This window comes from Pseudomonas sp. R1-1 (genome assembly GCF_051132135.1).
Classification (GTDB): Bacteria; Pseudomonadota; Gammaproteobacteria; order Pseudomonadales; family Pseudomonadaceae; genus Aquipseudomonas.
In genome coordinates, this window is record NZ_CP071663.1 from 794,461 (window position 1) to 807,227 (window position 12,767).

A 12,767-nucleotide genomic window follows, 5' to 3' on the forward strand; every position below is an offset into this window, starting at 1 on the left:
GCGCTTGAGCACTTTGTCTCAGCCATGGGCGAGTTTGAGCTGATCCGCAATTTCTTCGCCGCCGCGCCTTGTGCGCAGGGCGGCGAAGGCGTTGCTCTCGGGATTGGCGATGACTGTGCCTTGCTGACGGTTCCCGCCGGGGAGCAGTTGGCCATTTCTACCGATACGCTGGTGGCCGGTGTGCATTTCGCCGATCCGTGCGATCCTTTTCTGCTCGGTCAGCGCTCGCTGGCCGTCGCGGTCAGTGACCTGGCCGCCATGGGCGCCACGCCCGTTGCCTTTACCCTTGCCCTGACTGTGCCGACGGTGACCGCCGATTGGCTGCAAGCCTATGCCCGCGGTTTGAACCGCATGGCGCAGAGTTGCGGCGTGGCGCTGGTTGGCGGCGACACCACGCGTGGGCCGTTGAGCCTGACGGTCACCGTGTTTGGCCGCGTACCCGCAGGCCAGGCGTTGACCCGCAGCGGCGCGCGAACGGGCGATCTGCTCTGTGTCGGCGGTGAGTTGGGCAATGCTGCCGGAGCGTTGCCGCTGGTGCTGGGGCAACGCGACGCCGCGGCCGAAATCGCCCAGCCGCTGCTCGATCATTACTGGTCGCCACAGCCGCAACTGGCCTTCGGTCAGGCCTTGCGGGGCAAAGCCACAGCGGCGCTGGACATCTCCGACGGCCTGCTCGCCGACTGCGGTCATATCGCGCTGGCGTCGAAGGTGCGACTTGAGATTGAACGCGAGCGTGTACCGTTGTCGGATGCCTTAGTGGCGTTTCTCGGTCAGCGCGGTGCCGAACGTGCAGCGCTCAGCGGTGGCGATGATTACGTGCTGGCCTTTACGCTGCCGTCCGTCGAGCTACCGGCACTGCTCGCAGCCGGTTGGCCAATCCATGTGATCGGCCGCGTCAGCGACGGCCAGGGCGTGGTGCTGCTGGATCGTGACGGTCGCGATATCACCCCGCATACCCGCGGTTATCAACATTTTCAGGAGACACCGTGACAGATCACCCGAAACAGGTTCCGGCTGACTTCGTGCCGCCGTCGGTCTGGCGCAACCCCTGGCATTTCCTCGCGTTCGGCTTCGGTTCCGGCACGCTGCCGAAGGCGCCGGGCACCTGGGGTTCGCTGGTGGCGCTGCCGTTCATTCCGTTGTGGCAGATGCTGCCCGACTGGGGTTACTGGCTGATGCTGGGCATCACCATGCTGTTCGGCTTCTGGCTGTGCGGCAAAGTCGCCGATGATCTGCGCGTGCATGACCACGAAGGCATCGTCTGGGACGAAATGGTCGGCATGTGGATCACCCTGTGGCTGGTGCCGGAAGGCTGGTACTGGTTACTCGCGGGTTTTCTGGTGTTTCGCTTTTTCGATATTCTCAAGCCGTGGCCGATCCGCTGGATCGATAAACACGTGCATGGCGGCGTCGGCATCATGCTCGACGACGTGCTCGCCGGGGTGTTTGCCTGGCTGGCGATGCAGGGCCTGGTGTGGCTGTTCGCCTGATCAGGGTCAGGGGCAAGTGAGGGGCAGGTAAATGCTGCGACGCGGGTTGGCGATGCTGGTTTTGGTTCTGCTGGGCGTGTTTGCCCAGGCGCATGAAATGCCGCCGCCTGCGGTGATCCATCTGGCCAGCGAGGACTGGCAAGACTACACCGCCGCCGACGGCCATGGTCTGGCCTGGGATGTACTGCGCAAAGTGTTCGAACCGGTCGGCGTGAAACTGGACATTCGCACGGTGCCGTATACCCGCTCGATCGGCCTGGTGCAATTGCAGGAAGTCGACGCGCTGGTCGGCTCCTATCGCGATGAAGCCCCGCAGGTGCTGTATCCGCAGTGGAATTTTGACTCCGACCACATTTACGCACTGGGGCTGGCCAGCAGTCCCGAACCCACCCAGGCGACCCTGGGCAAATACCGCTTGGCGTGGGTGCGCGGCTATCGCTATGAAAACTACCTGCCGAACATCAAGCGCTACAACCAGATCGAGCGGCGCAGCGGCATTCTGTCGATGCTCAAGCAGGGGCGGGCCGATTACTACATCGACGCGCGGACCGAGGTTGAAGCCGTGGTGCGCGATGCGCTGGACCCGGCGCAGTACCGTTATTCGCATCTGGCCGAGTTGCCGTTGTTCCTCGGTTTCGCCAATACCCCGCAGGCCCGGGCGTTGATGGCGTTGTATGACCGGCGTATGGCGAAGTTGGTCAAGAGCGGCGAGTTGAAGCCGATCTTTGAAAAGTGGAAGCAGCCGTATCCGTTTGACGCAAACTGAAGCCCAACACAAATCCCCTGTAGGAGCGAGCCTGCTCGCGATAGCGGACTGACATTCAACAATGATGTCGCCTGATCATCCGCTATCGCGAGCAGGCTCACTCCTACAGGGAGGGCGATCAAGGTCATTGTCATCAAACTTTTTGATCGTTATCGCCGATAATTCAGCCTAAGCGTCCACAGGTACCTGCTGTTACAATGCCGGCCTGCGAATTTCAGACTCTTCAGATCAGGAGCACAACGGTGCCTGTCGTCTTTGTTGCCGCTTGCAAGCTGCCAACGCCTTATGCGCAATTCACCATGCACGGGTTTCTCGATGAAACCACCGGCCGCGAGCACGTCGTGCTGAGCCTGGGTGAAATTGCAGATGGCGCGCCGGTACTGGGCCGTTTGCACTCCGAATGCCTGACCGGCGATGCCCTGTTCAGCCAGCGTTGCGACTGTGGCTCGCAACTGGACGCCGCCCTGCAGGCGATCGCCCGCGAAGGCCGTGGCGTGCTGTTGTATCTGCGCCAGGAAGGTCGCGGCATCGGTCTGCTGAACAAGATCCGCGCCTACGAATTGCAGGACGGCGGCGCCGACACCGTAGAAGCCAACGAGCGTCTGGGCTTTGCCGCCGATCAGCGTGACTACGCCATGTGCCTGCCGATGCTCGAACATCTGGGAGTCAAATCCCTGCGTCTGATGACCAACAATCCACGCAAGGTCAAAGCCTTGACCGAGATGGGCATTGTCGTCGCCGAGCGTGTGCCGCTGCACACCGGCCACAACCCGCACAACAAACTCTACCTGGCGACCAAGGCCAGCAAGCTCGACCACATGATGGGCAACGAGCATCAGGGCGAGGTGGACCGCGCGTGACGCGCGGACAGGTGCGGCGCCGATTGTCGGTGGCCTGGTGGCAATACCTGGCGCTGGCGCTGGTACCGCTGTTCGTCATCAATGCGTTGTTCGGCGCGGGCGAGGAGCTGCTGCCCGTCTTGGCGATGCCGTTGTTCATCGCCGGCGTCGCGTCGATGTTCGTCAGCCTGAAGTTTTTTGGCCGCTACAAACATGCGCTGATCGCCACGCAAAAAGCCCTCGATACTCCTGATGAACCGGCCGCGTGGATCGCGCTTGCGGCATGTCGCCGCGCGGCGTTCCTGGTCGCCTCCCTGCCGGCGTGGATCGGTGCGCTGGCGGTGTTCGTCGGCCTTAAAGCGGTGCCGCTGATGCTGCTGGCGCTGTCCACGGCGGTGCTGTTTTACCTCTACCGTATTCCGCGTCAACTCGGCTGATGCGCCGGCTCTGGCTGGCGGTTCTGCTGCTGATCGGCGCTGGCCCGGCGCTGGCGGATCTGCGCGTGGTCAGCCTCGCCCCGTCGTTGTCGGAAATTGTCGTTGAACTGGATTCAGCCGATCTGCTGGTCGGCGTGCTCGATGCCGGGGAGCGCCCCGCGCCGATTGCGCATGTCGCCTCGGTTGGACGTTACGGCCAGCTCGACATCGAGCGTTTGCTCAGCCTCGAGCCTGATCTGTTGTTGCTCTGGCCCGGCAGCGTCGGTGCAGCGCAGCGTGATCAGCTCAAGCGCCTGGGTATAGCGACTTTCGTGGCTGAACCGCATTCCCTCGAACAGCTCACCATTCAGATTGAAGCGATTGCCACGCGCCTGGGACGACCGGAGCGCGGACTGAAGCGCGCGGACTATTTACGCCAACAGCTCGCCGACCTGCGCCAGCGCTATCGCCGCGAGGTGCCGTTGCGAGTGTTCTATCAGGTCTGGGACAAGCCGCTGTACACGATCGGCGGCGGGCAAATCATCAGCGATGCGCTTGAGGTCTGCGGGGCGCGGAATGTCTTCGCCGACCTGAATCTGCCGGCGCCGCAGGTAAGTGTCGAAGCGGTGTTGCAGCGTGATCCCGAGGTGATACTGGCCGGGGATCAGGCGCAGCTGGAGGCGTGGAAGAGCTGGCCGCAGGTGGCGGCGGTGAAGCAGGGGATGTTGCTGTTGGTTGCTGACAAAGGGCTTGAGCGCCCAAGTGGGCAAATGATCGGCGCCACTGCCAAGCTCTGCCAATTGATCGCGCCCGACCGTTGAGACCGCAGCGCCTGCATTCGCGAGCAGGCTCGCTCCCACTTTTGATCGGGGTTTAACCCGGGATCTGAGTGCAACGGAGATCCATTGTGGGAGCGAGCCTGCTCGCGAAGAGGCCCGCCAAACCACCACATAATGATCAGAGTTCCGGCGTCCAGGTCACCCCAAACATCCACACCCGACCTTCCTCGCGATACCCATACGAATTGCCGTCATAGCTGTAATTGGCTCGGCTGTAACCCTTGTCGAAAAGGTTATTGACCTTCAGATCCAGCTTGATCTCGCGATTCAGCGCCCAACTGCTGCGTAAGCCGAACAGCGCATAGCCACCCAATGATTGCTGGTTGTCGCGATCATCATAACTGTTGCTCACCGCCTGCCAGCTCGCGCCCAGGCTCAAGCGGTCGAACTGCCGATCCAGATCCCAACTCAGTGTTCGCCGCGCACGTCGTGCCAGGGTGTGCCCGCTGTCGCGGTCGCGCGGATCGATGATCGAAACGCCCAGATTGCTCTGCCAGCCAAAGAGGTCCTGCTTGAGGGCCGCTTCAAAGCCATTGATCCGTGCCGAAGCGACATTTTCCGGGCGTGAATTGCTGCCGAAAATAATCGCGTCTTCCAGATCGGTGCGATAGATCGACGCCTCGAGGCGGCTGCTGTCGCTCAACTGGCTGCGCCATTGCAGCTCATAGCTTTTCGAGGTTTCCGGTTTCAGCTGAGGATTACTGAAGTCCGGGTAGTAAAGATCATTGAAGGTCGGCGCGCGGAAGCCTTCGCTGTAGCTCAGCAACAGGTCGTTGTCCGGGTTCAGCGGCAGGGTGAGCGTGCCGCTCCAGGTGTTCTGGCTACCGAACTGCTGATTGTCGTCGTGGCGCAGGCCCAGCTCGGTGGAAAAGCTGTCGCCCTGATAGCGATGCTGGATGAATGCGGCGCGGTTCCAGCGGCTGTCCTCGTCGAACGCAGTGCTGCTGTTGATGCGGTCTTCGTACCAGTCGCCGCCGAGAATCAGGCTGTTGCGCGGATCAAGGGTCAGGTCGTTCTGCCAGTTCACCGAATCACGGTAAGTATTGAACACTGAGCGCTCTTCGCTGAGCTTGTCGAAGGTTTTTTCGCGGTTCTCTGTGTGGCCAAACTCGAGGCGAGTTTTCCAGCGTTCATTGACCCGCGCGTCGACGTAGCTGTTGAGGCTGCTGACGTTGAAATCGCTGTAGGGCTGTTGCTGCAGCGACTCGAACGTAACCGGGTCGAAGCGGCCGAACGGATTGTCGAATTCACTTTTGCCACGGTTATCCAGCAGATTGGCGCCGACTTCGATGTCGTCGGTCACTGCATGGCTGAGGCTCAGGCTGACGGACTTGTTGCGGTAGGCGTCGTGATCGCCGTCGCTCGGGTATGAGCCGTGAGTGCGGTCGATGCCGGCGCTTTCATCGAGGCTGGCACCAAGGTTAAAGCGGGTTCTGTCGTCGCCCCCGGACACACCGAGGCTGCGCTCCCAGCTCTGGTTGCTGCCCAAGCCCATGTGCAGGCGTGGCTGCAAGCCTTGGCCGGTGCCGCGGCGGGTGAAGATCTGGATGACGCCGCCGATCGCATCGCTGCCATAAATCACCGAGCGTGAGCCGCGCAGCACTTCGACGCGCTCGATCTGCTCGATATTCAAATGCTGCAGGTTACTGTCGCCGGAGGTCGAGTTGCCGATGCGTTGGCCGTCGACCAGCACCAGACTCTGCGCCGACTGCGTGCCCCGGATATAAATGCCCGGCAGGCTGCCGCGCCCGCCGGTCTGTGCCACTTGCACGCCCGGCACGCGGCGCAGCAGGTCCGGTACGTCGCTCGGTTGCAGGCGGTCGATGTCTTCGCGGGTGAACACGGTACTGGCGGCGCTGCTGTCGTTGCGGGCTTCGACCTGGCGGTTGGCGCTGATCAGTGTGTCGGGCAGCTTCAGGGCCTGATCGCGTTCGAAGGTGTCGGCGACAGCGCTGGCGGTCGGCAGCAGGAAGAGAGGCAGGGCGAGGCGCGAGAGGTTCATCAACATTCCACAGGTGTTTCAGGTGTGCACAAAAAATCGGGTTTCACAAAACACTGTGGGAGCGAGCCTGCTCGCGAAAGCGAACTGTCAGTCAAAGTAGTGTTGACTGATAGACCGTATTCGCGAGCAGGCTCGCTCCCACAGGGGGTATTGCGTTTACTGGTCGAGCAGCGCCAGGCGCTGACGAATCGACGCTTCGATCCCGGCTTCATCCAGACCGCATTCGGCCAGCATCTGCGCAGGCTTTGCGTGCTCGACGTAGATATCCGGCAAGCCGAGGTGCAGCATCGACTTGAGGATGTTCTCGCGCGCGAGGAATTCGCTGACCGCGCCACCGGCGCCGCCCATGATCGCGTTTTCTTCGATGGTCACCAGCAGCTCGTGGCTGGCGGCGATCTCGCGCACCAGGGATTCGTCCAGAGGTTTGACGAAACGCATGTCGACCACGGTGGCATCAAGCTTATCGGCGACTTTCAGCGCTTCGGCCAGTTGCACGCCGAATACCAGCAGGGCGACTTTGCTGCCCTGACGGCGGACGATGCCTTTACCGATTTCGATTGGCGCAAGGTCTTTCTCGATGGTCGCGTTCGGGCCGCTGCCGCGCGGGTAACGCACTGCCGCCGGGCCGTTGAACAGGTGTCCGGTGGTGAGCATCTTGCGCAGCTCGTTTTCATCGCTCGGGGTCATGATCAGCATGCCCGGGATGCAGCGCAGGTACGACAGGTCGAAGCTGCCGGCGTGGGTCGGGCCGTCTTCGCCCACCAGACCGGCGCGGTCGATGGCGAACAGTACGTCGAGGTTCTGTACCGCGACGTCATGCACCAGCTGGTCGTAACCGCGCTGCAGGAACGTCGAGTAGATCGCCACCACCGGTTTCGCGCCTTCGCAGGCCATGCCCGCGGCGAATGTCACCGCGTGTTGCTCGGCAATCGCCACGTCGAAGTAGCGCAGCGGGAAACGTTCGCTGAACGCCACCAGATCCGAGCCTTCCTTCATCGCCGGGGTAATCCCGACCAGACGTGGGTCGCTGGCGGCCATGTCGCACAGCCACTCGCCGAACACCGCCGAATACTTCGGCCCGCTGGCGGCTTTCGGCGCAGCAGCCGGCGCGTCCAGCGGCTCGAGTTTGGTGATGGCGTGGTAACCGATCGGGTCGACTTCCGCCGGGGCGAAGCCTTTGCCTTTCTTGGTGACGATGTGCAGGAACTGCGGGCCTTTGAGGTCACGCATGTTGCGCAGCGTGGCGATCAGGGTCGGCAGGTCGTGGCCGTCGATCGGGCCGATGTAGTTCCAGCCCAGTTCTTCGAACAGCGTGCCCGGGACCAGCATGCCTTTGGCGTACTCTTCGGTGCGACGGGCAATTTCCCAGGCGCCCGGCAGGCGCGAGAGGACTTTCTTGCTGCCTTCGCGCATGCTCGCGTAGGTGCGGCTGGAAAGGATCTTCGCCAGATAATTCGACAGCCCGCCAACGTTGCGCGAGATCGACATGTCGTTGTCGTTGAGGATCACCAGCATGTTGGCGTTGACTTCCGGCGCGTGGTTCAGCGCCTCAAAGGCCATGCCGGCGGTCAATGCGCCATCGCCGATCACCGCGATGGCCTTGCGATCGCTGTCCTGCAGGCGGGCGGCAATCGCCATGCCCAGCGCGGCGCTGATCGAAGTGCTGGAGTGGCCGACGCCAAAGGTGTCGTACTCGCTCTCGGAGCGACGCGGGAATGCGGCGATGCCGTCCTTCTGGCGCAGGCTGGCCATGCGCTCGCGACGGCCGGTGAGGATCTTGTGCGGATACGCCTGATGGCCGACGTCCCACAGCAACCGGTCGTCCGGCGTGTCGAAGACGTAATGCAGCGCGATGGTCAGCTCGATCACGCCCAGGCCGGCACCGAAATGCCCACCGGTCTGGCCGACCGTGTAGAGCAGTTCCAGGCGCAACTCATCGGCCAGGGTTTCCAGCTCGGCTTCGCCTAACCGGCGCAGGCCGTCCGGCGTGTTCGCGCGGTCGAGCAGGGGCGTGGTCGGGCGCTTGCGGGGAATCTCATGAAACGTCGTGGGCATCAGGCGAATCGTTATAGGTATAGAAGATGCGGCAGTTTACCTGATGCATCGGCCCCTGCCCACGCGTTGGTCTTTTTTGGCCGATTCGCCGTCAGTTGCGCCGCTCGACGATATACCGGGCCAGCTCACGCAACGGCTCGGCCGCCGCGTCAAACGGTCGCAGGGCATGCAGCGCCTGATCTCGCAGCTCCAGGGCATAGGCTTTGGCCGCGTCGAGGCCGAGCAGGGCCGGGTAGGTCGGCTTGTCGCGCGCGATGTCGGCGCCCTGGCGTTTGCCGAGGGTCGCGGTATCGCTTTCAACGTCGAGAATGTCGTCCTGGACCTGAAACGCCAGACCGATGGCCTGTGCATACGTCTGCAGGGATTTCAGTTCGTCCGCCTCGGCCCGGCCGCTGGCGAGGGCGCCCAGGCGCACGCTGACTTCGATCAGCGCGCCGGTCTTGTGCCGGTGCATCTGTTCGAGGGCTTTCTGATCGAGTTTCAAGCCCACCGAGCCGAGATCGATGGCCTGGCCGCCGACCATGCCCGCCGGGCCCGCAGCCTGCGCCAGCGCGGTGACCATTTGCAGGCGGATGTCGCTGCTGCAATCGCTCAGACGCGGGTCGAGCAGAGTGCTGAACGCCAGACTCTGCAAGCCGTCACCGGCGAGAATCGCGCAGGCTTCATCGAATTTCTTGTGGGTGGTGGGTTGGCCGCGACGCAGATCGTCGTCGTCCATCGCCGGCAAATCATCATGCACCAGCGAGTACGCGTGAATCAGCTCCACCGCGCAGGCCGCGCCGTTGGCTTGCTCGGCCTTGCCACCGAGGGCTTCGCACGCGGCGTAAGCCAGCAACGGACGCACGCGTTTGCCGCCATTCATCACGCTGTAGCGCATGGCTTCGTAGAGCCGCGCCAACTCCGGCAGCGGCGCATCGAACAAGCTTTCCAGCGCCGCGTTGACCCGGCCCTGGCTGGTCGCCGAATACGCTGCAATCATTCTGGCTGTTCCGCGTCGAAGGGTTCCTCGGCGAGTTCGCCATCGCGCTCCAGCAGCACTTGCACCTTCTGCTCGGCCTGCGCCAGCGCTGACTGGCAGTCACGGGTCAGACCGATGCCCTGCTCGAAAGCGGTCAGCGAGTCTTCCAGCGACAATTCCCCGTTCTCCAGACGCTCGACCAGTGTTTGCAGGTCGGCGAGGGACTGTTCGAAATCCAGTGCAGCTTTTTTGCGGGCCATGGCGGCAATTTCCGGTAGACGTTAAACCGGCGCGACACTAGCAGATAGGGGGGGTATGGGCAAATGAGCGGGCGTGCCCTGGTGCTCGGCTATGACAACTGGCTAGCTGATCAAGCGAAGCAATATGTGGCGAAACGGCGCCTCCTTCAAAAAATCGTTCGCAATTAAAGGCTGTTCTTTCAGCAGGCTGAGAAAGGCCTTTATCCACTTCTCCCGTTCAAGAACGAGTGCCGCACTTTGTAGCCCCAGCATGTCTCTGGCTTGGCGCACCAAATGCTTTTCTCTTCTATTGAGTGCGGGCATGGGCTCCAGCGAGCCATCCGACGATAAGGAGAACCGCTCGTTACAACCGGGGGCCGGTTCGATGGGAAGAAGTCGATCACCTTTTCGTTGCCCGCATCCATCAGCCCTGATGCATCCGTGAGCATAGTTGGTATACGTGAATGTCAGGTGCGGATGTGCGTCATTGCCGCGCTTAGGCTTGATGTGGTCGATTTGGCCTTTATCGGATTCCAAAGGCATTTCGCAGTAAGCACAAAGTCCACCCTGATCCGAATGAAGGCTCGCCTTGACGATTTTCTTTACCTGATGAAATGCTGCGCCATCGAAATCGCTCGGTCCCGCCTCTGGGTAGCTGGCATTGAACTCGACAAGGGCCCGAGGTACCGCAGGATTGTGAGCCAACTCAATCATTGCGTGTCTTCCTGACTTGCGCTGCGAGAAAGGTCCAAAGCGCCATGTCCGCATTGGAAATCTCATATCCCGCTTCATCCAGCTCCTGCCTCAACTGTTTTGCTTGTGGACTGGTGCCTGCGCCGTCGCGAAAAAGCTGTTCATAAGCGTGAGCTGTTTCGACTATCGACATAGGAGGGCGAGTGCTCACATTCATGACTCCGGCCAGCGCATCGCCCGAAGCTTGTGCCAGAGGGCTCATCGCGGGTTGTTCGGAGATCCAGCCGTGCTCGTCTTTGTGTACTACGCGGATCTGTTCGCGATTAACCGTCGTCAATACTTGCGGGCTATGAGAACTGACAATGAATTGGATCTTTGGAAATGCATTGCGCAGGGCTGGCAAGACTTGTTGCTGCCAGGCCGGGTGTAAATGCAGATCGACTTCATCAATCAGCACAATGCCTTCTGTTAAAAGAGAGGCTTGCTCTTGATAATGACCATTCAAGCGTGCACAACGAAACGCCATGTCGGCGGTCATCGAAATCATTGCCCGAACGCCGTCACTGAGCAAACTGATAGGCAGCAGCCCATGGTCAGGGTGAGACATTGCGAGGTCTTCGAAGCTGAGGCTGTAATGGAAGTTGCTCCATCCCTCGTTTTCCAGTACCAGGTTAACGGCGTTTTGAATCCCTGCAATCCTGGGCTTTAGATCCGACCCCTCATACCCTGGCAGCTCTTGTTGTTGTAGTAATGCCATTGTTGCCTTGCGTATCCACTGTTGCATTTGCAGAAAATTCGACGCAGAAGAAAGACAGTCCTCATAACCGGTCGTCCGACTGGCACTAACCACAGCTTTTCGAGAGCTGTTTTTATGAGTAATCCACAGACGTCCAGCTGGGTAATAGCTGATCAGCGGCAAGGCTGTGCCTGCGTCGGTGCGTAGTGATTCCTGAAGTTTTTTGCCCCAGCTTGCAAGTGCAGACGCCTCTTTGGTTGTCGTCCGGCTTTTGGGGCCATGGAGGGCTCTTTGCCACTCAATAAAAGGTTCATCCAGGACTGCATCAACGACTACTGGAAATTTCTGCTCGTTTTCGAAGCTGTTGCCTAAACGCACATAACGAGCGTCTGTGCGCTCGATGTGCTTGGATTTGCCCATATCGAATGCCCCGATAAATGGGCCGAGAGCAGTCGCAATGGCTTCCAGGATGGTAGTTTTACCCTGCCCGTTACGTGCAGCAATAACCGTCAGCTCAGGATGGAAATCTATCTCGATTTCCTCGAATCGACGGAAGTCCTTTAATTTCAATTTGCGCAGTTTCACAAGGCGACCTCAGGTTCTGCCGTCCTTGCCGACGGCTTTGTGGCGGTAGTTGATCATGAGAAGACCTTGAGCTCCAGCCGAAATCAATGCCGGGGCCTCACGTATTCGGCTCATTTTGTGAGCCGAATAAATTCGCTATTCGGCTCACGCCCTCTCGAAAGCGCAATTCCTACAGCAAAAGCACATGTATCCGATTGTTAAAAAACTGCCGAATCGCTAATCTTCGCGCCTTCGACGACCCGCATTCGCGGGTCCATCAGACGAAACGCAGTTCATCGCTGTGAAGCGCCGAGGATCGGGTGCAAGGTTTCGTTGGGGCATGGCAGGAGGCATCACATGCGTTCATTTCTGTTGCTGCTGATCGGCCTGGCCTGTGCGCCGGGGCTGTGGGCGGCCGCGCCGAGCGCCGAATTGTCGGAGCCGGTGGGGGGCTGGCGCTATCACGGTTTGCTCGATCGCACGGAAAACCCGCAGGTCGCCTATCCGACGCCGCCGATCGATCGCGGTATTCAACGCAATCGCACGATGATTCAGGGCCAGCTCAAGGCCCTCGGCCATATGCGTCCGCCGCATAGCCTCGCGGTGAATGGCAATCCGCTTAATCTGTACACCGACGACCAGGGCCGCTTCGCCCGGCCGTATGCGTTCGGCGCCGGTTCCAACAGTGTCGAGGTGATCAGCGCCGAGGGCCAGTCGCTCAAGCGCGTGCAATTTTATGAAGCAAACGATTTGCGCACGCCGGCACGAATTCGTCTTGTCCTGGGATGGGACGACCCGAAAGCCGAACTCGATCTGCATATTGTCACTCCCGACGGTCAGCATGCGTTCTGGGCGCGACCGGCGCTGAGCAATGGCGGCGGTCTCGACCCGGATGGCGTCGACGGGCCGGGCCCGGAAATGTTCACCATGACCGCGCCGCTGCACGGCACCTATCTGGTTTACGTCAACTATTGGGGCAACTACGGCGACGGCGGCTATAACTTCGAGGAGACCAGCAACCAGAACGAGGTGATCACCTCGCAAATCACGCTGGTGCTCAACGAAAACACCGTCGACGAGAAACGCGAAACCTTCATCGTGCCCCTGCAGGCAATCGGTGATCTGCTGCTGGTCAAGACTTTCAACTATTAAGCATCCCGCCACGGATGA

General features: G+C 60.8%; 13 protein-coding genes. 7 read left to right on the forward strand and 6 right to left on the reverse strand.

What is annotated here, in order from left to right:
- Positions 1–24: 24 nt before the first annotated feature.
- From thiL to J3P75_RS03745, 6 genes are all read left to right on the forward strand, one after another.
- Positions 25–990, forward strand: a complete 966-nt coding sequence (gene thiL / locus J3P75_RS03720; RefSeq protein WP_434709359.1) for a thiamine-phosphate kinase — start codon at positions 25–27, stop codon at positions 988–990.
- Positions 987–1,490 (forward strand): phosphatidylglycerophosphatase A family protein, encoded by a 504-nt coding sequence (locus J3P75_RS03725; RefSeq protein ID WP_203419661.1) that lies wholly within the window; start codon positions 987–989, stop codon positions 1,488–1,490. Before thiL ends, J3P75_RS03725 begins: the two co-directional genes overlap by 4 nt.
- A gap of 31 nt (positions 1,491–1,521) precedes the next feature.
- Complete coding sequence (locus J3P75_RS03730) at positions 1,522–2,256, forward strand: substrate-binding periplasmic protein (RefSeq protein WP_434709360.1); 735 nt, start codon at positions 1,522–1,524, stop codon at positions 2,254–2,256.
- Between the two features lie 242 nt (positions 2,257–2,498).
- Positions 2,499–3,116 carry a GTP cyclohydrolase II gene (gene ribA / locus J3P75_RS03735; RefSeq protein ID WP_090286700.1) on the forward strand — a complete coding sequence of 206 codons (618 nt, stop codon included), beginning with the start codon at positions 2,499–2,501 and terminating at the stop codon, positions 3,114–3,116.
- A complete protein-coding gene (locus J3P75_RS03740) occupies positions 3,113–3,532 on the forward strand; it encodes an MFS transporter (protein ID WP_434709361.1) in 420 nt (139 codons plus the stop codon). The genes ribA and J3P75_RS03740 overlap by 4 nt, the downstream gene beginning before the upstream one ends.
- A complete protein-coding gene (locus J3P75_RS03745) occupies positions 3,532–4,332 on the forward strand; it encodes a helical backbone metal receptor (RefSeq protein ID WP_434709362.1) in 801 nt (266 codons plus the stop codon). The genes J3P75_RS03740 and J3P75_RS03745 overlap by 1 nt, the downstream gene beginning before the upstream one ends.
- A 136-nt stretch (positions 4,333–4,468) precedes the next feature.
- Here the strand turns inward: J3P75_RS03745 and J3P75_RS03750 are convergent, their stop codons facing one another.
- The 6 genes from J3P75_RS03750 to J3P75_RS03775 form a co-directional block, all read right to left on the reverse strand.
- Positions 4,469–6,352 carry a TonB-dependent receptor domain-containing protein gene (locus tag J3P75_RS03750; protein WP_434709363.1) on the reverse strand — a complete coding sequence of 628 codons (1,884 nt, stop codon included), beginning with the start codon at positions 6,350–6,352 and terminating at the stop codon, positions 4,469–4,471.
- A 156-nt stretch (positions 6,353–6,508) separates the two neighbouring features.
- Positions 6,509–8,407, reverse strand: coding sequence for a 1-deoxy-D-xylulose-5-phosphate synthase (gene dxs / locus J3P75_RS03755; protein WP_434709364.1), 1,899 nt, complete (start codon positions 8,405–8,407; stop codon positions 6,509–6,511).
- 91 nt (positions 8,408–8,498) lie between these two features.
- Positions 8,499–9,386, reverse strand: a complete 888-nt coding sequence (gene ispA / locus J3P75_RS03760) for a (2E,6E)-farnesyl diphosphate synthase (RefSeq protein WP_434709365.1) — start codon at positions 9,384–9,386, stop codon at positions 8,499–8,501.
- On the reverse strand, positions 9,383–9,625 hold the full coding sequence (locus tag J3P75_RS03765) for an exodeoxyribonuclease VII small subunit (RefSeq protein ID WP_339494355.1): 243 nt from the start codon (positions 9,623–9,625) through the stop codon (positions 9,383–9,385). The genes ispA and J3P75_RS03765 overlap by 4 nt, the downstream gene beginning before the upstream one ends.
- A 102-nt stretch (positions 9,626–9,727) precedes the next feature.
- The gene (locus tag J3P75_RS03770) at positions 9,728–10,318 is read right to left on the reverse strand and encodes a retron system putative HNH endonuclease (protein WP_434709366.1); all 591 of its coding nucleotides are present in this window, start codon (positions 10,316–10,318) and stop codon (positions 9,728–9,730) included.
- Positions 10,311–11,618, reverse strand: coding sequence for an AAA family ATPase (locus J3P75_RS03775; protein ID WP_434709367.1), 1,308 nt, complete (start codon positions 11,616–11,618; stop codon positions 10,311–10,313). Before J3P75_RS03775 ends, J3P75_RS03770 begins: the two co-directional genes overlap by 8 nt.
- Before the next feature lie 336 nt (positions 11,619–11,954).
- Between J3P75_RS03775 and J3P75_RS03780 the strand changes: the two genes are divergently transcribed.
- Entirely contained in the window at positions 11,955–12,749 is a 795-nt protein-coding gene (locus J3P75_RS03780) for a YfaP family protein (RefSeq protein WP_434709368.1), read from the forward strand.
- Positions 12,750–12,767 lie beyond the last annotated feature (18 nt).